This window comes from Paraferrimonas haliotis (assembly GCF_002282895.1).
Lineage (GTDB): Bacteria > Pseudomonadota > Gammaproteobacteria > Enterobacterales > Shewanellaceae > Paraferrimonas > Paraferrimonas haliotis.
In genome coordinates this window covers 33,215-53,986 of sequence record NZ_NRRB01000006.1, presented here as the reverse complement: position 1 = coordinate 53,986, position 20,772 = coordinate 33,215, and the positions used below count along the sequence as shown (strand labels likewise).

The following is a 20,772-nucleotide window of genomic DNA, read 5'->3' as shown; positions in this document are numbered from 1 at the left end:
AGGAGTAATTTTGAGATACTTTAGTCATCGGGTAACGAACTGGTTATCCAACCAAATCTCTCCTTGCTAATGTGATTAGATATTTTAGGCCTCACTTGTTGAGGCCATTTTTTTGCCTAAAAAATGGCAACAGGTACGTACCCTAGTTATCCACAGGGGTACGTCCCCACTGATGTTGAATAAACGCTAGGGGTACGTCCCCGAGGGGTTACGCGGTGGCGGTATTTAAGCTTCGTTGCTTAAGTAGCCATTTGCCATAGAAATAGAAGCCAATGGCTGAACAAATACCAACACAACCCATGATTTGCCAAACAAGGCCTATGTTAAACATCTCGGCCATTTGCGCTGTTAGTTCCCACTTAGGCGTGCCGGTTAGTTCTACTAGCTTATTAAAATGCTCACCGTTAGCAATCGACGCTATTTGATCGGCACTCCAGCCAAAGTCCTTTTCCAGCAGTTGCTTAGACAAGGTTTCTTTAGAGGCCCATTTGTCGTACATCAACGGTGCGGTGGCACTTTCCGCCACCATGCCAATACCTACTGAGAATTCTTTGAACCCTAGGTACATGGCTTTTTTATCTGGCGGTGCGATGTTGGCAATAAACTCTTTAGCTTTAGGGCTTGCCAGCATTTCGCCGGTAGAAAACATGGCAATGGCCAGTGCCATGAACCAGGCGTAATGGAAGTCTGCGATCACGAACATGGCGCCGCTGCAAAGCAAGCAACCGGCAACAATCGCATCCATGGTCCGAAACTTGGCGGCAATCCCTGCAACAATAAAGCAGGTCAGCATAATTAGGCCGGCGTTAATGTTCATCAAGCCTTCTGGCATCACTTTAGTTCCGGCGTGATCCAGCCCCAAAATACCAATCCAAAAACCACTGTCGGTGCCACCACTGCCGAACAAAGTAGTAACAATGGCACTGGTGTCTACCCAATCGCGAATATGTACCGGTAATACATCAAATAACGAGAAAAACATGTACCAGAACATGGCGAAAATAAGCGTATAAAACACCATTATCGGACGGCAGAACTCTCGAATGGACTCTTTCAATAAGGATTGATGAGCATCTGCAGATGCCTGTCGAGCGATACGCTCTTCTTTACCAGGCTCTTTATAAGCTAACAACAATAAAAAGTTGAGCGATATGATCACCGCACACGCATAAAACACATTATCCCACGACAATTGGCGCAACTGCGCAGCAACCAAAGGCCCTGCCCAACCACCAATATTAACAGTTTGATAAAAGATGCCCCACCCCATGGATGAGTTTTGCGGTGTTGTGGTGTTAGCTAATGTTCCCTGAATACCGGGTTTAAAGATTCCGGTTCCCAATGCAAGAATTACCGCACCGACTAAGAAGCCTTCAAAATAGGGAAACCAAGCCATGACCAAGTAACCGATGATTTTTACCACGGTCGATAGCGCAATGGTTTCTTTGTAGCCCAAGCGATCAGCAAGCCCGCCAATGAGCACAGGGGTAAAGCTTTGAACCGCCGCCCATGCGGTAAGAATGATACCAAAATCGGTCATGGTGATACCCAAGCCACCATTAGCAGCTGAGTCAGTAGCGTATAAACCTGCGGTCGATTTTACCCCGTAATAAGCCAAGCGCTCGACCATTTCCATGCCGCCGATGACCCAAAATACATACCCTAAACTGGCAATTGACGCCCAAAAACCGAGCTGTTTGCCATCAATTTGTTGACTAGGAGACATTTAGAACCTTTTCATAATTATTGTAATAAGCCTGAATCGAAAGCTCAGGCGAATTCATCAGACTAAACTAAATTAGAATGCTAATAAAGCGGACCAGTAGCATAAAAACCTTGCTCATATCTCAATTCAGGATTAAGGTTGCCGCCAACTATGATTGGAGCTTTATACTAGCGTTATGCCTAACTTTGTTTATCAACCACCGACAGCCCCTTGGCTTGATGTTATTCATCAAGACAAAGACATCATAGTGCTAAACAAACCTTCAGGGCTTTTGTCAGTACCGGGACGCGACCCTGCTCATTTCGACTCGATTTATGCTCGTGTATTAGAGCAATTCCCTAACACCCAAATCGTACACCGGCTGGATATGGCTACCTCAGGCATCATTGTGGTTGCACTTCGAAAAAACGCCGAGCGAGAATTAAAGCGTCAGTTTCGAGAACGCGAAACCAGCAAAACCTACCACGCTAGAGTATGGGGTCACCTTGAGCGAAAACACGGCTCGATAGATTTACCGTTAATATGCGACTGGCCTAATCGTCCGAAACAAATGGTTTGCTTTGAAAATGGTAAGCCGTCTTTGACACATTACGAAGTGGTGTCGGAGTCGGTTAGCAGCAGCTTAGTAAAACTCACTCCTATAACCGGTCGCTCCCATCAATTGCGGGTGCACATGATGGCGATTGGTCACCCCATTTTAGGCGATGGTTTTTATGCTCACAGCCAGGCTAAAGAACTGGCATCAAGATTGCTCCTACATGCAAGTGAGTTGCGTATTAATCACCCATATTCACAGCAGCCAATACACTTTAGTTGTCCAGCCGAGTTCATTGAACCTCAAAAAGGGCAATAACTTAACATTCACCCAAAATACCTAACATTTAAGAAACATATACCTATAAAAATCATCAAAAACCTGCTTAAAATCAACGTTTTTAGCCCTTTCTAGCATTTTGTTTACAGCTTTTATCACTCTTAGTAACGTTACCTTGAAATCGAAGGATTTGTTTGCTCAGCGCGGCTGCATTTCCAACTAACAAAAAGGGGTTAGTAAATCGATTTTTAATAACAACAATATAACACTAAAGGAATGCACCATGATGAAGACCAGCCCAGTTAGCAAAGCTGTCGTATTCGGCCTGCTGTCTAGTTCACTCACACTGTCAGGCACAGTACTGGCCGCTGAAGAAGAAGCTACAGATGAAGCGGTAGCCATAGAAAAGGTTGAACGTATTACCGTAACCGGTTCGCACATTAAGCGCACCGATGTTGAAGGCCCGTCACCTATCACTGTTATCACCGATGAAGATATGAAAGCCGCAGGTTTTGCAACAGCCTACGACGCGCTTAGCTCCTTATCTCAAAACACAGGTACAGTACAAGGCAATGAATTTGGTTCGCAAGGCGGCTTTACACCTGCTGCTGATGTAATCAGCTTGCGCGGCTTTGGACCTGGCTATACCTTGGTTCTAGTGAACGGTCGTCGTATCGCAGAAAACCCAACGCCTTACAACGGTCAAAGCAACTTCGTAAACTTAAACTCCATTCCATTTGCCGCTATTAAGCGCATCGAAGTAGTCGCCGATGGCGCTTCGGCGATTTACGGCTCTGATGCGGTTTCCGGTGTTGTGAACATTATTTTGAAAGATGATGTAGATGACACCACGATTTCAGGAATGGTGGGCACAACTCATCATGGTGGTGGTGAAGAAGGCCGCCTGCAAGTAGTAACCGGCACCGTGGGTGAGCGTCACTCGGTTACCGCCTCCCTCGAATTTAGTAAACAAAACCCAATTTACGGTAAAGATCGCGATTGGCTTGACTCCATTGATGATGGCCCTGCAGGTGTAGACTATCTGACTCGTGGTATTTTGGTATTCGATAACGTAACCGGACAATATAGAGATCCTGGTGAGCAGGCTTGTCTTGATTCGGGCTCTGGTTATGAGTACACCGAACGTACCGGTAGTGGTTTCTACTGTGGTTTTGATGGCACCGGTGAAGAGACCATTCAAAACAAACGTGAAAACATGTCGGCCTTTATTTCAGGCAAATACGAAGTTTCAGATAACCACCAGCTGTTTACCGACATCGTACTGCAGGACATGAAATCAGAAGTGCGCGGCTTTAGACACTTTATTAGTGAAAACGTCATTGTCGACACCAGTGCTAATAACGATGGTAACTATGGCGACTTCGACTATGTGTTACATCAACGCATCTTCGACCACAGTGAATTGGGCGAAAAAACCTCTGAGTTTGATGAGTTCGTTATTAATGTAACCGCGGGTGTTCGTGGTGCTATTTTCGACGATTACGAGTACGAGGTAGCCTACACTGAAAGCCGCTACGACTACGAAAGTCGCCGCGATTGGATTAAAGAAGAAAAAGCTTACGAGTACTTTATCGGTCAAGACAGTACCATCATTCCTGGCTTTAAAGATGGTAACGGCAAACTTGGCTTGTACGACAAGGTTACCGCTGACGTTGCAGCCGATATGGTAGGACAACAGGTTATTACCGCCGACTCCTATAACCGCACGATTAACGCTCAACTTAATGGCGACATGTTTGAATTGCCTGCAGGGGCTGTTCAGTTCGCTGCAGTCGCTGAATTTAACAAGCAAGGTTATACCCTAGATCAAGACGATCGTACCCTTGACGATACCGGTAACGGCTGGCTTGGATTAACAGGCACGGTAGGTGGCGGTGATCGCTCCCGTTATGCCGCTGGCATAGAGCTGTTAGTTCCTGTTATTGAAAATCTAGAATTAAACTTAGCGGGTCGCTACGACCGCTATGATGACGACACCAGCGATGTTGGCGGTCGTTTCACTCCACAGGCGAAAATTACTTATCGTCCAATTGAAGAGTTAATGATTCGAGGTGGCTATAGTCAAGGTTTCCGTGCTCCAGACATGCACTATGTGTTTGCCGGCGACTCTGGTTTCTACACGTCGGTTCGAGACTACACTAAGTGTCGTTTAGACTATATTGACGATAATGGCAGCGACGATGGCTTTACTCCAACACCAGAGATGTGTGACAGCGAAACCATTAAAGGCTCTCGTTCAGGTTCGAAGACCCTTAAAGAAGAAACCAGTGAAAACTACAACATTGGATTTGTAGTCGAGCCGGTTAGAAATCTTTCTTTCACCATGGACTGGTACCAAATCACCCTCAATGACATTGTTTCAGATGAAAGCGTTCAGGGTCTGTTGGATGACGAATATCGTTGTATGTTCGGCTCAGGCATGTCACAAGGCCGTTGTGACCAAGTAAGCGCTAAGATTGATCGTGAAGACGATCAAAATCTACCGAATTACGGTGAGCTTAACGGTGTCGATATTACTCCTGAGAACCAGCAAAAATATCAGCAAACCGGTATCGATGGCAGTATCGCTTACTTGCATGAAACTCAATATGGTGATTTCCGCTTCCGCGTTAATTACACCCACATTTTGAGTACTAAGTGGCAAGCAACCGAAGAAGATGATTTCGAAGAAATTCGCGACATTTATTGGAACGACGAGCCTCGCTCGAAACTTAATGCTTCGGTTGGGTATAACTACCAAGACTTTGGCTTAACCTTGTGGATGAACCGCATTGGTAGTACCCCAGTTAACACCCAACCTGCCGAAAACTACGACGAAAATGGTAATGTGATTAAAGTAGACCGGGTGGCACCTTGGACTACCTTTAACCTAACCGCTGGCTATCAATTTACTGACCAGCTTAGCTTAACCTTGACCGGTGTGAATATCTTTGATGAACGTCCTCCGTACGACGAGACTCAAACTTCATGGCCGTTCTACAACATCTTCGCCTACCCTGGTGGAGCCGTTGGAGCTCAATACCGTGCAGAAGTAACCTACCGCTTCTAATCGGTTAAACCTAAAAAGCCAACCTCGCGGTTGGCTTTTTTTATGGCGACTAAACCGTTAAACGGAATTACTTGCCTATGTGTTTATCAAAGAACTTAATAATCGCTTCAAAGTATTCGGCGCGGTTAGTTTCATCGTAAAAACCATGCCCTTCTGTACGCTTAAACATCCACTCGTACTCTTTACCTGCTTTTTCCAGAGCATCTCGAAGTCGGTAAGCGTTTTCATAATGCGCTTGTAAGTCCTTGCCTCCATGTACGATAAACACAGGCGCCTTAATTTTATCAACATGATATACCGGAGAAATGGCTTTCATATGGGCTTTGTCTGTACCAAAGGCTTTTTCAAGGTATTTAGGCCCCCAGTCCAATCGTTCTGCAACATTACCCTCCTCCAGCATTAGCGGTAAATCGTAAACGCCAACGTACCCAACCGCGCACTGATACAAATCCGGCTCTCGAACAACCCCTTGCAATGCCGCGTAACCGCCATAACTCGCACCTGAAATGCAAATACGATCTTTATCGGCAATGCCCTGCTCAATGGCCCAAAGAGTGGCATCGGTCAAATCGTCTTGCATTTTAAGGCCCCACTCGCCAAAACCAATGTTTTGAAATTCTCGGCCATAGCCACCTGAACCACGAAAGTTGACTTGCAACACCGCATAGCCTCGAGATGCCATGACTTGAACTTCCGGGTTATAGCCCCAATAGTCTCGAGGACCATACGGGCCACCATGGGGATGAATAATCAGCGGCAGGTTTTTGCCATCGCTCCCCTTAGGAATAGTTAAATACCCTTGCATCAGCAAGCCATCTCGAGCAGTGATATCAACCGGGGTCATTTCTGACATTTGCTTTTTGTCTAGCCAAGGATAGGGTTTCAGCAAAAAGCTCAATTTGTTCTGTTGTCGGTCGTATTTGTAATACTCGCCAGGGTTAACGTCAGAACTGACTCGAATTATCCAAATGCTATCGTCTTTGGTGCTCGATGCAATTGATACTCGATGCTTAGGAAACGCCGCTTCTAAGCTTCGATATTCTTTGGCGTAAGCACTGTTTTCATCAAAGAAAATGGTTTCTGGGTAGCCGTCATTAATGCGTGCACCAACCGGAACAGACATTCGATAGCCAGTTTCAGGATCCACCAATCCGCGCCATTGCGGAGACGCATCAACCCGCTGATTTTGATAAAGCAAGCTTGTCTTGCCGGTTTTGGGGTCTAATTCGAATAGGCCGCGCTGAGGTTGTTTATCGTTCTTACCCACTAACAGGCTGCTGTTGTCTTCTATAAATCCGAAAACCTGCATTGACGCCCGTTCTGCCTCGTTACTTTGATCAACTTCAGCAACCTCTTTCCAGTCATCTTTCATCGATGCTCGGTAGTAGGTGGTCACCTCACCAGTTGATCTCGCTCTGGTTATACCGCTTCGTTTTCGCTGCGCCACTGTCGCTATCAAAGGCTTACGTTCATGATCCAGAGTTAAGCTTGCATTGGCAAAGTCTGCTTTCTCTACCAGCTTAAGGCGTCCACTGAAGGTGTCTAAACGATAAAGATTAGCGTACTGACGTCGCGCAAAATTACTGCTAATCAATATGTTTTTATCATCTTCTATCATCAAATCGACGATACTCGCTACAGCCGCTTGTTGCTCTTTCGATTTTGGCCCAAAAATCACTTTGCGTTGCGAGCAATCAGCATTTCCAGCGTATAGGTTGCCCGACAAAAACGGTTGAGCGTATTGACCATATTTTTGTATTTCATTGAACACCACGCGCTCATCACTCGCCCAGTAAAACGATCCGACACTTTGTTTATCTTCTAAAGTGAATCGACACAAAATCTTGAAGTCTTTGGCGCTCATGATGGCGAGAAAATCTTCATCGCCTTGGGGGTATTTAGCGGCGTAATAATCGCCAGACGGTGAAATTTTAATGCCACTAAACATGGGGTGTTTAGCGAAATCAGATAGCGCTGTTTGAGCGGCCGCCGGCAAACTGAATAGTGCCAACAACAACGCCGTGAAAAGCATTCTAATCATAATATCCTCTTTGCATGCTACTTCTTACTTTCCTAGTAAGCCCATAAATTATAACAAGTTATTCTCAATTCACAGAAAGAAGCACAGAACTAACGCAAAAAAAGCAGTAATTTGGCGTAAAATCACTAACTCGTCACACTATGCCCATTCTTTGAAATTAACATATTCACAACACTTTGATAACTTGATAAGTTAGCAAGTGCTAATTTAGCAGAGTTAGTTGTTGCACTTGAGCATTGCAGTACTGGTGTCTTACTCAAAAAAATAAAAAAGATTGTTTGCAATCGCATTAGATTTTGGGAATACATTATGATGAACACAAATAAGCTTAGTAAGGCTATTAGTTTCGCCTTGCTGGCTGGCTCTATTGGTTTTTCAGCCACACCATTCGCAGCTGAGGGAGATGCGGATGAGGAGCAAAAAGAAGAAGTCGAACGCATTACGGTTACCGGTTCCAACATTAAACGAACCAGTATTGAAGGCCCTTCTCCTATTACCGTGATTACCGACGAAGACATGAAAGCGAACGGTTTTGCAACCGCTTACGACGCATTGAGCTCTTTATCTCAAAATACCGGTACCGTTCAAGGTAATGAGTTTGGTTCACAAGGTGGTTTCACGCCCGCGGCTGACGTTATCAGCTTACGTGGCTTTGGTCCTGGTTATACCTTGGTGCTGGTTAATGGCCGCCGAATTGCTGAGAACCCGACTCCATATAACGGTCAAAGTAACTTCGTAAACCTCAACTCCATCCCATTTGCCGCTATCGATCGAATTGAAGTGGTAGCAGACGGTGCTTCTGCGATTTATGGTTCCGATGCTGTATCCGGCGTTATCAACATTATTTTAAAAGACGATATTGATGACACCACGGTTTCTGCACTCTACGGCACCACTAAAGACGGCGGCGGCGATGAAAAGCGCTTACAAATTGTGACGGGTTCGGTGGGTGAACGCTACTCGGTTTCAGCAGCGCTAGAGTATTTCAAACAAGATCCTATTTTTGGTAAAGACCGCGATTGGTTGGACTCCATTGACGATGGTCCTGCAGGTGTTGATTACTTAACTCGTGGTATTTTAGAGTTGGATAGGGTTGCGGGTGTTTATCGCGATCCCGGTGAACAAAAATGTCTCGATAGTCAATCCGGCTACGAGTATGCATTTCGCTCCGGAAGCGGTTATTACTGTGGTTTCGATGCTACCGGTGACGAAACCATTCAAAACGAGCGCGAAACCTACTCAGCTTATATCTCTGGTAAGTATGATCTAACGGACAACCACCAGTTGTTTACCGACATTATGTACCAAAAGCTGGAAAATAAACTGCGTGGTTTCCGCCACTTTGTCTCGGAAGATGTGGTGAGTTTCGAAGCCGATGGCTCTGGTAACCTTGATCAATGGTTTGGTCCAGGCTTTGAAGTCTACGACTACAAGTTGTTACAACGCATTTTCGCCCCCAATGAATTAGGCGATAAGAAGTCAGTATACAACGAAGATGTCTTCAACGTGACCGCCGGTATTCGCGGTTCAATCTTCGGTGACTACGAATATGAAGTAGCTTATACAGAAAGCCGTTACGATTACGAAAGTAAACGTGATTGGATTAAGGAAGAAAAAGCATACGAGTACTTCATTGGTGAAGGAAGCGTAGCCTTTGGCTTACCTGACGGCGCCGGTAAGCTGGGTCTTTATGATCCAATTACTGCTGACGTAGCGGCCGACATGGTCGGACAACAACTCATTGTTGCCGATTCTTACAACCGTACTGCCAACGCTAAGCTAACCGGTGATCTGTTTGACTTACCCGCGGGCGCTATCCAGTTTGCCGCTATTTTGGAATACAACCGCCAGGGCTATACCCTTACTCAAGACGATAGAACCTTAAATGATACCGGAATGGGTTGGTACGGCTTAACAGGTACTCAAGGTGGCGGTGATCGTTCACGTTATGCTGGTGGATTAGAGTTTTTGGTTCCCATTATCGATGGGCTCGAACTTAACTTAGCCGGTCGTTACGATAAGTACGACGACGACACGACTGAGGTTGGTGGACGCTTTACACCACAAGCGAAGTTGACCTATCGCCCCATTGAAGAAGTCATGCTTCGTGCTGGCTACAGTGAGAGCTTTAGAGCCCCAGATATGCACTATGTGTTTGCCGGTGACTCTGGGTTCTTCACCTCAGTCCGTGACTACACCAAGTGTCGGGCCGATTATGAGGCTGGCGGCGGTACGGGCTTCTTGCCAACACCGGCTTTCTGTGACGCAGAAACCACTCAAGGCTCTCGTTCCGGCTCTACTGAGCTTAGTGAAGAAAAAGGCCGCAACTACAACGTCGGGATCGTTATCGCCCCTACACAGGAGCTTGATTTCACTCTTGATTGGTATCGTATTAACCTGAAAGATATTGTTGGCGATGAGAGTGTCCAAGGCCTACTTGATGACCAATACGAATGTACCTATGGCGGTCGAGATCCTAGCAGTGGTGACTGTCAAATTGCGGATTCAAAAATCACTCGTGTTAGCGGTGGTCCGCAAGATGGCGAATTGGAGAACGTAGATATTTCTCCAATTAACCGTTCGCAGTACGAGCAAAGCGGTATTGATGCGAGCATGAACTATCGACACGAAACGGAAGTTGGCGATTTGATATTCGGTGTTAACTACACCCACATTCTAAGCACTAAATATCAAGCAACAGCCGAAAGTGATTTTGAAGAAATCCGCGATGCTTATTATAACGATGAGCCTCGCTCAAAGTTGAACGCTCGCATTGGTTATCAATACGAAAAAGTCGCATTGAACCTGTTCATGAATCGCATCGGCACTACTCCGATGAACACTCAGCCTGATGAAAACTACGATGAAAACGGAGAAATCACCCGAGTATCTCGTGTTGCACCTTATACAACCTTTAATGCAACCGCGACCTACTTCTTTACTGATAACTTCTCTGCTAGCCTCATCGGTACAAACATCTTTGATGAGCGTCCACCGCAAGATGAGAGCCAAACCAGTTGGCCATACTACAACATCTTTGCATATCCTGGAGCAGCTGTAGGAGCGGCGTATAAAGCGGAAGTAACCTATCGCTTCTAAGTAAATAAGCCCTTAATAAAAAGCCAACCCTACGGTTGGCTTTTTTATTTGCTCTGCTAAATTTCGTAGTAATTGGTCATGAGCTTAAACAGCTCGGTTCCCTGATGCACTGCTGCTGAGGCAAAATGTAGCACCGGAATCGCATCAGCAGGGGCGTGCAGCTCAGTGATTGCTGGTTGCTCATTTAGGTTTTCCATGGACAGCAGCTTTGCCAACACCTGGCCTTGTTTATGAGGCACTCCAAGCGTTGCATGATATTCCACCATGGCCCCTTTCGGCGCGTGCAGTTTTCGATAGTCTTTTAATTCACAGGCGTATCGAGTCATGCGCTCCGGCTGAATGTCATCGTCAATAACCTGCTTGTATTTCAGATAGCTGAGAATGCCAAGAGCATCGTCATCGGCGGCCTTTAAATCGATAAGCTCCTGGCTGCCAAGCTCCAGCGTGAAGGCCTCAACCGCCATCGGTGCATCAATGCCTTGTTGACTTAACAACTGTTTCAGTTGCCACCACGGATGGAAACAGGCCTCATCCATAGCTCCGGAAAACTCGTTTGGCATCATTAATACGCAACCAATATTAAAGGTAGAGGCCGCGTCCGCCAGCACCTTAGGGCAATATAAATGTCGAGTTGACTTGGGCCCAGTATGCAAATCGATAACCAAGTCGTGCTGTTGAGCCAATGCCTGCAGTCGGTAGCATAAATGCTGCCCTGTTGTCAGTCCCCATGAAGACTGCAGTGCGGCATGAGTTTCCTCGACTAAGAGTTCTCGAAAGTCGCGATAGACGGCTTCAATGTCATTGAGCGATTGTTGCTTAAGCCAATGTTGTACGTCGATATGATTGCCCAGGTATTGGCGATTCCAGTTAACACCTGTGATGGGATCAAATCGCCCAAGAGTAAACTCCCCGCTTTTTTGGTTGATACCCATAGGATTTGCCAGTGCAACAATGGTTACTTCTCCATTCAAGGTGCAAGACTTTAGGCGCTCCAACAACTGTAACAGCACTGCGTTACCTTGAACTTCGGCACCATGCACATTCGCTTGCAGATACACCTTTGGACCAAGTCGCCCTTGATGATATCGGTATATTGGCACAGTTAACGCTTGGCCTGTAGCCAATTCGCCTACTTGTATGGTTTCTATAGAAAGCACCTACACTCCTACTCAAATAACGCGTGATGAAGTGACTGTACCACAGTCTCTAACTGTTGTTGCTCCACTAAAAAGCAAACATTATGTGGGCTGGCACCTTGGCAGATTAAGCGCACGTTCTGGTCCTTTATCAGTCCAAATACCTTAGCGCATACCCCTGCAGTACTGGCAATGCGATTGCCGATGATTCCTATAAGGGCTAAATCTTGTTCTACGGTAACATCGCACAAGGGCTCTAAATCCGCGAGTAGCTGCGGCTGTACCAAATTGTCTCCCGCAGAGCTCGAGCCAGTAGTATCAAGCGTTAAGGCTACAGACACTTCAGATGTGGTAATCAAGTCAACACTGATGTGGTGTTTGGCCAAAACCGCAAACAGCTCCGCTAAGAAGCCTTGAGCGTGCAACATATTGAGGCTGTGGCAAGTTAACAAGGTTTGATTTTTACGAACCGCTAGAGCTCTATAGGTTGGGTCTGCTTGCGCTCTATCGCGAATCCAGGTACCGCCCGCAGACGGATCGCGACTCGACCCCACGAACACATCGATGCCTTGGCGCACCGCCGGCACTATGGTTGCGGGGTGAAGCACTTTAGCGCCAAAAGTCGCCATTTCCGCCGCCTCATTAAAGGTAATCTCTCGAATAACACGAGCGTTAGCCGCCATGCGCGGATCCGTGGTGTAAATACCGGCGACATCGGTCCAAATTTGTAAATTATCGGCTTTTAATGCCTCAGCAAAAATGGCTGCGCTGTAATCACTTCCGCCGCGACCAAGGGTTGTAGTATTGCCATGCTCATCTGCGCCTACAAACCCTTGTGTTACCACAATGCTGTCGCTGAGCAAGGGTTGCATTTTTGCCTCTACCAGTTGCTTAACTTGTTCAAGTTGAATATTGGCTCGACCAAATAAACTGTCGGTACGCATGACGCTTTTCGCATCAAATTGCTGGGCTGTAGCGCCCTTTTGACGCAGGACTTCGGCAAACAGCAACGACGAGCAGGCTTCACCCAAAGATAAAATCCGCTCACTGGTTTCAATGCTGGGTCTAAGCGCAATGGCATCAGCAAGCTGCTGCATTAGCTCTAGGTTTTGAGATAAACTGGCGGCCACCGATTCGGGGGTTCCTAGTGCTGTTAGAATCTGTTGCTGAATGGTGTTTATGGCTTGCAGAGCGTCGAGTCGTTGAGCTGAACTTTGTTGGCCATTCGCTAACTCCACCAATAAGTTGGTGACCCCACTGGATGCACTGACCACTACGACTCTAATACTGTTATCGGCCAATACAATATCAGCACAACGTTGCATGGCTTCAAAGTTGGCAACTGAGGTACCGCCAAATTTGGCGACTGAAACATTCATTAATTTGCTCCGAACTTCGTTCGAAGAGTCTGGCGTTCTACTGCAACGGCGTGCAGCGATTTCCAGAAGCTCTCCACTTAATACTAATAAAGTGACAGTCGTTAGGCTTCAACCCATAACGACCGGTAACCTTGACAGCTAATCATCTAAGTAACCTCGGCGACAACTTCCCTCATGCAGCCTCTTCGGAATTAGCTCCTTAGCTGCATTACCTTAGTTTCGCACCTCTTCTGTGTGCCAAATGACAATGGCTCTGCCAGTAAACTGATTCATTTGTTGTAAGTCAAGCCAGACATAACAAATTCAAACAAGTCTCACTTTAACTGTTATTGAGTTGCAACTGAGGTTTTACATCTGCGTGTTTCACCGCTCACAACTGAGGAACTATAGTGCAAAACATCTTACCAACATTCAGGTTTATCCCTTTAGGCGTCAATTTTGTCAGCCCAGTTGTGCATCTGTTTTATCTAAAAAAACGGTTTCCGTTTGCATCGCCACGGTAGCTTTGAATTAATTCAGCAAATACGCATCTAAAATTCACACATACTTGTGAGCTGGCTCAAACACTTAGGTAGTAGATGTTACAAACAGTTTGTTAACAAACCGGTGAAGCGATAAACTTCGTCTCCAAGTAATATTCTTAGTCAAACCTTGGTGTCTGCTCTAAAAATGTACGCATGTTAATTTTTTGTTATAATTGTTAGCACTGTGATTTGTACATTAAAATCAGCTAGTAACACATTAAATTTACATAAAAACACCAAAGGTTAGGACTTGTTCAGCTATTGTTAAAGTTAATCAGTGTATAAAAGCTACCAAGATTTGGTGGTTGAGCTTTATAACCAGCCAGTTAGCTTGAATTTTAGAGAAATTAGGTAGAGAGCATGCAAAACCCACATATATTGATCGTAGAAGATGAAGCCGTAACACGTAAAACCCTTCGCAGCATTTTTGAAGCTGAAGGTTATCAAGTAACCGAAGCCAATGACGGTGAAGAAATGCACCGAGCTTTGTCTGAAACTAAAGTCAATCTTGTGGTTATGGACATTAACCTCCCAGGTAAAAACGGCTTGTTATTGGCAAGAGAGCTTCGTGAAACAACCAATCTAGGTTTAATCTTCCTAACCGGTCGCGATAACGAAGTAGACAAGATTTTAGGTTTAGAAATTGGTGCCGATGATTACATCACCAAACCATTTAACCCTCGTGAGCTAACCATTCGTGCCCGCAACCTGCTTACTCGTGTAAACACCACAGGTAGCGATAACGAAGATAAAAGCTCAGTTGAGTTTTACCGCTTTAATGGATGGACCTTGGAAATCAATAGTCGCTCGCTCATTAGCCCTAACGGTGATAGTTACAAGCTTCCTCGTTCAGAGTTTCGTGCCATGCTTCACTTTGTTGAAAACCCAGGTAAGATTTTGGGACGCGCCGATCTACTGATGAAGATGACGGGCCGCGAATTAAAACCCCATGACCGTACTGTTGACGTTACTATTCGTCGCATTCGTAAGCATTTCGAAAGCGTTGCAGAGACTCCAGAAATCATTGCCACCATTCACGGTGAAGGCTATCGTTTCTGCGGTACCATTGACGAAGAATAATCCCCCTTCAAACAAAAAAGCCGGTAATCGCAAGATTACCGGCTTTTTTATGCTTATGCTTTTTCTAAGTGAGCGACACTCTGGCTATTTTACTAGCCCAGCACCGCAATAACCTGAGCTGCGATAATGGCAACACCGACAGCGATGGTGCCAAATAGACCCGCGTTACCACCCATTACTTGGTAACCTTCAGGTTGCAACTTACGCTGCTTCATAGCCCCAATCGCTGGAATAAACAATACCATGACGACCAAAGGAATCGCTGCAAATCCTAATAACGCCACAAAGCCTTGCGGGTAGTACATGGCTAATGCCAACGGTGGCAAGTAGGTAATCAATGCCGTACGTGCTCGTCCAGCAAAATCACCTTTAGCGGCGGTTAATTCCTGTAAGAAATCAAACAGACTCAAGGTTACCCCTAAGAATGAAGTGATCAAGGCCAGATCCGCGAATGCGAAAACTAAAGTGCCAATCCAAGAATCTGCATTACCATGCTGCATCGCGCTAATCATAGCGGCCACACCACCGTCTAACGTCACTAACTTATCAATGCCTACAGTACCGAAAGCGGCAATTAACCAGAAGGTATAACAAATCAAAGGGATGGTAGAGCCGATAATCAAAACTTTGCGTAGCGGCTTTTGTTTACCGTCTAAATACCCTACTAAGGTGGCAATGCACACATGAAAGCCAAACGAGGTAAACACAACCGGAATGGCTTGTATCCAAGTCATTTCATCATGACTGGCCACTATGGTGCGGGTTAGCCCCCCCACTTCAACTTGCCCAACCAAGGCAAACAACACGATGACTAAGATCACCATCATGACTGAAAACAGCATGCGCGAGAGTCTGTCTACCCATGCAACACCCACAGCAGCAAAAGCACCAAGTACAACGGTGAAAATAAGCACTGCTACGGTGTTGTTCAGTGTTACGTCAAACCAAGCGTCCGCTCGAGCCGCCAGTAACGATGCACCCCCAGTCAAGTAAGCAGCTGTTAAAGAATACAGCAAGCCCAACATGGAGGCGCCAAGTACAATTTGGCCAGGACGACCGAGCAGTTTTCCGGTAATGGCATGAAGATTATCGCCGATGCCTGATTTCAAATTTACTTCGAGCATTAACAGTGCCGTATACACTGAGATAACCCAAATAATGATCATGAGCAGCATGGCTTGTTCGAAACCCATTGATGCGGTTGCAAGCGGCAACGCAAGCATTCCTGCACCAATAGCTGTTCCGGCAACAATAGCGATTGAGCCGAGTGATTTTAGATTCAAAATAGCGTCCTTCGTTTTGGCGGGTCACCGCCCTCAAAATGCTGGGGGCTGGTAGAGTCTTGTTTTATAGTTAGCAAAGTACACTAGCAAAGCCATTCAAGCCAATCAAGCGCGGCCGAGTAATGAGCCCCATAGCGAGATAAGCATTCACTAATGCATACCTATTGGTTGCGGTTTTATAAATATCCGATAACAACCGAATAATTTGCTAACGAATACAACAAAAAAAAGCTACTTCCAATAATTAGAAGTAGCTCTGTTGAGTGTGACGTCCGTTTCTAAGAGAACAAATGATAAAAACACTATTGAGCAACGCTTGCACAGTCCGATTACTCGGCCTGCGCGGTGAGAGTGCAGTCGTCGCTCACTGCCGCACTCTCCCTTTACTACGGCTAACTCAATTAGAAGTAGTAGTTCGCTTGCAACCAAGTCACAGTATCGGCTTTAACTTTGTTACCGATAGCGTCTTTGGTGTCCATGGTGTGTTCAACTTTAAAACCGATGGAAGCCTGAGGAGCTATCATAAAGCCACCGCCCACTTCGACTTGGTTTACGTATTCTTTAGCCTTGAATAGGTAGGTTGATTTCGGGTTGGCGTATAACCAGTGACCGGCATCAAATGCGTACATAGCGTAAACACCCGCTTGTACCAAACCTTGTGTTTCCCATTTAGTGCTATCGTCAGCCTTAGCATTGTTGCCATACAACTCAGGTACCGCATGAATGCCTTTAGCACTGGTTGCACCGGCACTTAACATTGGGAAAATCATGATGTTGTCGGTTACTTGGAACTTGTAGATCAAGCCACCTAACGCAGTACGGCTATGTTTGTCACCCAAAACATCCACCGAGAAGCCAAGTCCATCGGTTACACGAAAATAACGACCACGACCAGAAAACTCGCCGGATTTGTTTTGACGGGTAACATCCAGTTGGAAGATATTAGCACCAGCACCATACATACCATTGATTTGTGTTGCATCTTTAGATGCACTTACACCTAACGTGCTGAACGAAGCTGTTGGATCGCCATAGTTGACATCTTTGCTTTCTTCGTTGGCCATAACCGCAGTAGATGAAAGCGCTAGAACGACAGAAGCCGCTAGAATCTTAGAATTTAAAGACATTGAAATATCCTCTCGAATAGTAAAAATTTTCGTGGGATATTCGATAAATCAAATGCCCCCCTGAACAAGATGCGACTAGAATATCGCAGCAACAGGGCAGACTCGAATTAGGAGGGTTAAGGTACGCTTAACGCCATAGGGTTAACAATAGACTTGATGTAAGGCTTGCAGCAGTTGCTCCAACTCGCGATTACTCACGGAATAATACTTAAAGCTACCTTGGCTTCTTACGCTTACCAAGCCTTGCAGCAACATGTTTCTTAGAAATTGAGAAACCTGAGATTGGGATAACTCAGTGAGCGCTTCTAATTGCGACACACTTTTTTCACCTTCAACTAAATGGCATAGTAATAATAGGCGTTTAGGGTGAGCTAACACCTTTAACACCTTCGCCACTTGTTCGCATTGGTGGCTCATGTCATCGATGCTCATGGTTGACGATTGAGGCATTGGTTAATCTCTTTAATTGGATACAGTATAATTGCAACTTGTTATTCTAGCGGAAATTAGAGTATTAAGGTATTAGTATATTTTAATACGCAATCTTTATTGCCGTCGCGACTGGAGCCTAAGTGAAAGCTTACCCCTTAACTAAGCTAGACAATCTTATCTGTGAGCATTACCGCACAGTGCACGCTATTCGCGTCGCGTTAGCGTTTTTAGCCATCTTTTTAGTCCTACCCTATATAGAAAAGGTGCTTCATCTGGCCCAGGCAGAATGGATACTGGTTACCTTTATCGTAGTCATGGGGCCGGTATCCTACCTAGGTAACGTCATCGAGCGGGTACTGCATCGCATTGGTGGCACCCTGCTGGGCATTATCGCCGCTATCATTTCAATATTAATTGGCGAACAATCTTATGTTCTAATGTTGATATGGACCACTGTTTGTATCTACGTAAGTGCCTACTTAGCCTTGGGTCGCTACCCATACATGGGCTTATTGATTGGGCTCACTATGATGGTCTTTTTAGGGGGAAGCGATGGCAATATTAGCTACGGTCTCTGGCGGGGCGTTGACATCATTATCGGCAGTGTATTTGCGCTCATCTTTTGCCTGATTTACCCACAGCGAGCCTATGCCGATTGGCGCTTTCGATTAGCTAGAATCGTTGCCTCCTGCCAACAAATGTATGCCGGTTCGAGTCGAAGTAACGCACTTCCACCAAAGCAATTTGAACGACTTAAAAGCACCCAAATAACGCAGTTTGTTAAGCTTTCAACCCTCATTGGGGCCATTAACAAAGAAACAAAAATCGACCCCCAGGCCATCACCGCAATTCATGTCAAACTGCGCAACATTATTCACCATCTCGAGCTCGTGGCAAACCCAGCCCACAGCGTGCTTTTGAGCCAACAACCGCAGTTGCAAAAAGACATGGAACACTGCATGAACCTAGTGCAACTCGCGTTTAACGATATCATCTTTTTTATTCAAAATACTTACAGTCAAAATGACGATTGGTCGAATCAAATAGCCACCGGATGCAAAGAGGTGGAACAACGGCTTAATCAACACCCAGGCGACATTCCTATGGCCTTACAAAGCCATATTTGGCTCACCACGGAATTGCTAAGAGACCTGCATTCCCTTAAAACCTTGCTGGTGTTCGCGATTAATTTGCCGCAAAAAAAAGACTCCTAAATAGGAGCCTTTTGTGCCTGTACAGTCAGCGTAATAAAGAGCTACACGTTAAACCGGAAGTGGATCACGTCGCCATCTTTCACAATGTAGTCTTTACCTTCTAGGCGCCACTTGCCGGCATCTTTAGCGCCCGATTCACCTTGGTTATCAATGTAGTCTTGATAACCAACGATCTCCGCTCTAATAAAGCCTTTCTCAAAATCGGTATGAATTTTACCAGCTGCTTGAGGTGCGGTAGCACCAATGTGTACTGTCCATGCCCGCACTTCTTTAACACCCGCAGTAAAGTAGGTTTGTAAGTTTAATAAGTCGTAACCGGCGCGAATAACACGATCCAGCCCTGCTTCTTCAAGCCCCATGTCTGCCATGAATTCTTCGCGCTCTTCATCCTCAAGCTCTGCTATCTCAGATTCTATGGATGCGCATACGGCTACGACAACGGCGTTTTCAGTTTCAGCAATTTGCTTAACCGTATCTAAAAGTGGGTTATCTTCGAAACCGTCTTCCGCAACATTGGCGATGTACATGGTTGGCTTGAGCGTTAAGAAGTTCAGATAGCTAATGGCTTTGCGCTCTTCTTTAGAAAGTTCTACGCTGCGCAGCATTTGCGCTTCTTCCAAAATGGGTAGGAATTTTTGTAGAACTTCAATTTCGAACTTAGCTTCCTTATCACCGCCTTTCGCCTTTTTAGATTGGCGATGAATGGCTCGTTCACAGGTGTCTAGATCCGCCAGTGCAAGCTCGGTATTAATCACCTCAATATCGTCCGCTGGGGAAACGCTACCGGCAACATGCACTACGTTAGGGTCGTCAAAACAACGGACTACGTGGCCAATGGCATCGGTTTCACGAATGTTTGCTAAGAACTGATTTCCAAGTCCTTCGCCTTTAGATGCACCTGCAACAAGACCCGCGATATCAACGAATTCCATAGTTGTCGGTAAGACCCGCTGTGGGTTTACAATGTCCGCCAGTGCATTGAGACGCAAATCCGGCACCGGCACCACGCCCGTGTTAGGTTCAATAGTACAAAACGGAAAGTTAGCGGCTTCAATTCCCGCTTTGGTAAGTGCGTTGAAAAGCGTTGATTTACCAACATTTGGTAAGCCGACAATGCCACATTTAAAACCCATGGTAAGACCCTTTATTTAGTTACTTCAGCTTTGAATGTATGTAAACGATTCATCGCCTTTGTCATATCTAGTTTAAACAATGTTTCGGTGCAACGAACCGCTTCGTCCACCGCCGCGTCGATTGCACTTTGTTCATTGGCCGGAGCTCTGCCCAACACAAAGCTGGAGACTTGGTGCTTGTCGCCTGGGTGACCGATGCCGATCCGCAATCGATAAAATCCTTTGTCGTTCGCCATTTTGCTAATAATATCGCGAAGACCGTTATGGCCCCCATGACCGCCGCCCAATTTGAATTTGGCAACGCCCGGAGGCAAGTCTAGCTCATCATGAGCCACTAATATTTGTTCGGGTAAAATTCGAAAAAAGTTCGCCAATGCTGCAACCGACTTACCGCTTAAGTTCATATAAGTCGTTGGAATGAGCAGCCGAACTGGCTTGCCCGACAAGTTAGCCTGAGCGGTTAAGCCGAAATACTTTGCATCCGCTTTAAAGGTAGTACCGGCAACTCGCGCCAACTCTTGAACATACCATGCCCCTGCGTTGTGGCGAGTTCTGTCGTATTCGGCGCCCGGATTAGCAAGCCCTACTATCAGTTTGATGTCGCTCATGACCCTAATTTCTCGTAACGCTTTATGGAATGCGATTAAAAACGGCGCATAATATCATTGTTGCGCCGCTCTCGCCATGACCTAAGCGACATCAATGACAACGGGT

General features: G+C 45.9%; 14 protein-coding genes and 1 riboswitch. Of the genes, 5 read left to right on the top strand and 9 right to left on the bottom strand.

Going from position 1 to position 20,772, the window contains the following annotated elements; translation table 11 throughout:
* Window positions 1–208: 208 nt before the first annotated feature.
* Window positions 209–1,726, bottom strand: coding sequence for an MFS transporter (locus CLC91_RS12195; RefSeq protein WP_095498634.1), 1,518 nt, complete (start codon window positions 1,724–1,726; stop codon window positions 209–211).
* A gap of 175 nt (window positions 1,727–1,901) precedes the next feature.
* Between CLC91_RS12195 and rluA the strand changes: the two genes are divergently transcribed.
* On the top strand, window positions 1,902–2,579 hold the full coding sequence (rluA, locus tag CLC91_RS12190; RefSeq protein WP_095498633.1) for a bifunctional tRNA pseudouridine(32) synthase/23S rRNA pseudouridine(746) synthase RluA: 678 nt from the start codon (window positions 1,902–1,904) through the stop codon (window positions 2,577–2,579).
* 244 nt (window positions 2,580–2,823) lie between these two features.
* Entirely contained in the window at window positions 2,824–5,610 is a 2,787-nt protein-coding gene (locus CLC91_RS12185; RefSeq protein ID WP_095498632.1) for a TonB-dependent receptor plug domain-containing protein, read from the top strand.
* A gap of 67 nt (window positions 5,611–5,677) precedes the next feature.
* Here the strand turns inward: CLC91_RS12185 and CLC91_RS12180 are convergent, their stop codons facing one another.
* A complete protein-coding gene (locus CLC91_RS12180) occupies window positions 5,678–7,651 on the bottom strand; it encodes an alpha/beta hydrolase family protein (RefSeq protein WP_095498631.1) in 1,974 nt (657 codons plus the stop codon).
* Window positions 7,652–7,960: 309 nt separating this feature from the next.
* Between CLC91_RS12180 and CLC91_RS12175 the strand changes: the two genes are divergently transcribed.
* A complete protein-coding gene (locus tag CLC91_RS12175; RefSeq protein ID WP_095498630.1) occupies window positions 7,961–10,750 on the top strand; it encodes a TonB-dependent receptor plug domain-containing protein in 2,790 nt (929 codons plus the stop codon).
* A 56-nt stretch (window positions 10,751–10,806) separates the two neighbouring features.
* Here the strand turns inward: CLC91_RS12175 and CLC91_RS12170 are convergent, their stop codons facing one another.
* Both CLC91_RS12170 and lysC read right to left on the bottom strand, forming a co-directional pair.
* Window positions 10,807–11,907: a M14 family metallopeptidase gene (locus tag CLC91_RS12170; RefSeq protein ID WP_095500471.1), complete on the bottom strand. Its 1,101-nt coding sequence runs from the start codon at window positions 11,905–11,907 to the stop codon at window positions 10,807–10,809.
* 8 nt (window positions 11,908–11,915) lie between these two features.
* Complete coding sequence (gene lysC / locus CLC91_RS12165) at window positions 11,916–13,265, bottom strand: lysine-sensitive aspartokinase 3 (protein ID WP_095500470.1); 1,350 nt, start codon at window positions 13,263–13,265, stop codon at window positions 11,916–11,918.
* Between the two features lie 58 nt (window positions 13,266–13,323).
* A riboswitch (Lysine riboswitch) is annotated at window positions 13,324–13,503 on the bottom strand.
* Between the two features lie 646 nt (window positions 13,504–14,149).
* Between lysC and arcA the strand changes: the two genes are divergently transcribed.
* Window positions 14,150–14,869: a two-component system response regulator ArcA gene (gene arcA, locus CLC91_RS12160; protein WP_095498627.1), complete on the top strand. Its 720-nt coding sequence runs from the start codon at window positions 14,150–14,152 to the stop codon at window positions 14,867–14,869.
* 92 nt (window positions 14,870–14,961) lie between these two features.
* On the opposite strand, the gene CLC91_RS12155 is transcribed toward arcA, so the two are convergent.
* The 3 genes from CLC91_RS12155 to CLC91_RS12145 form a co-directional block, all read right to left on the bottom strand.
* A complete protein-coding gene (locus tag CLC91_RS12155) occupies window positions 14,962–16,152 on the bottom strand; it encodes an aromatic amino acid transport family protein (protein WP_095498626.1) in 1,191 nt (396 codons plus the stop codon).
* Between the two features lie 401 nt (window positions 16,153–16,553).
* Window positions 16,554–17,279, bottom strand: coding sequence for a hypothetical protein (locus tag CLC91_RS12150; RefSeq protein WP_095500469.1), 726 nt, complete (start codon window positions 17,277–17,279; stop codon window positions 16,554–16,556).
* A 141-nt stretch (window positions 17,280–17,420) separates the two neighbouring features.
* A complete protein-coding gene (locus CLC91_RS12145; protein WP_095498624.1) occupies window positions 17,421–17,729 on the bottom strand; it encodes an ArsR/SmtB family transcription factor in 309 nt (102 codons plus the stop codon).
* A 122-nt stretch (window positions 17,730–17,851) separates the two neighbouring features.
* On the opposite strand from CLC91_RS12145, the gene CLC91_RS12140 reads away from it, so the two are divergent.
* A complete protein-coding gene (locus CLC91_RS12140) occupies window positions 17,852–18,925 on the top strand; it encodes an FUSC family protein (protein ID WP_095500468.1) in 1,074 nt (357 codons plus the stop codon).
* 41 nt (window positions 18,926–18,966) lie between these two features.
* Here CLC91_RS12140 and ychF read toward each other — a convergent pair whose 3' ends face one another.
* Together ychF and pth are read right to left on the bottom strand one after the other, a co-directional pair.
* A complete protein-coding gene (gene ychF / locus CLC91_RS12135; RefSeq protein WP_095498622.1) occupies window positions 18,967–20,058 on the bottom strand; it encodes a redox-regulated ATPase YchF in 1,092 nt (363 codons plus the stop codon).
* Window positions 20,059–20,069: 11 nt separating this feature from the next.
* Window positions 20,070–20,666, bottom strand: a complete 597-nt coding sequence (pth, locus tag CLC91_RS12130; RefSeq protein ID WP_095498621.1) for an aminoacyl-tRNA hydrolase — start codon at window positions 20,664–20,666, stop codon at window positions 20,070–20,072.
* Between the last annotated feature and the right edge of the window lie 106 nt (window positions 20,667–20,772).

Excerpts from the sequence above, each read along its gene's own strand:
- CLC91_RS12195 (WP_095498634.1), bottom strand. The coding sequence starts at position 1,726 with ATGTCTCCTAGTCAACAAATTGATGGCAAACAGCTCGGTTTTTGGGCG.
- rluA (WP_095498633.1), top strand. The coding sequence starts at position 1,902 with ATGCCTAACTTTGTTTATCAACCACCGACAGCCCCTTGGCTTGATGTT.
- CLC91_RS12185 (WP_095498632.1), top strand. The coding sequence starts at position 2,824 with ATGATGAAGACCAGCCCAGTTAGCAAAGCTGTCGTATTCGGCCTGCTG.
- CLC91_RS12180 (WP_095498631.1), bottom strand. The coding sequence starts at position 7,651 with ATGATTAGAATGCTTTTCACGGCGTTGTTGTTGGCACTATTCAGTTTG.
- CLC91_RS12175 (WP_095498630.1), top strand. The coding sequence starts at position 7,961 with ATGATGAACACAAATAAGCTTAGTAAGGCTATTAGTTTCGCCTTGCTG.
- lysC (WP_095500470.1), bottom strand. The coding sequence starts at position 13,265 with ATGAATGTTTCAGTCGCCAAATTTGGCGGTACCTCAGTTGCCAACTTT.
- arcA (WP_095498627.1), top strand. The coding sequence starts at position 14,150 with ATGCAAAACCCACATATATTGATCGTAGAAGATGAAGCCGTAACACGT.
- CLC91_RS12150 (WP_095500469.1), bottom strand. The coding sequence starts at position 17,279 with ATGTCTTTAAATTCTAAGATTCTAGCGGCTTCTGTCGTTCTAGCGCTT.
- CLC91_RS12145 (WP_095498624.1), bottom strand. The coding sequence starts at position 17,729 with ATGCCTCAATCGTCAACCATGAGCATCGATGACATGAGCCACCAATGC.
- ychF (WP_095498622.1), bottom strand. The coding sequence starts at position 20,058 with ATGGGTTTTAAATGTGGCATTGTCGGCTTACCAAATGTTGGTAAATCA.
- pth (WP_095498621.1), bottom strand. The coding sequence starts at position 20,666 with ATGAGCGACATCAAACTGATAGTAGGGCTTGCTAATCCGGGCGCCGAA.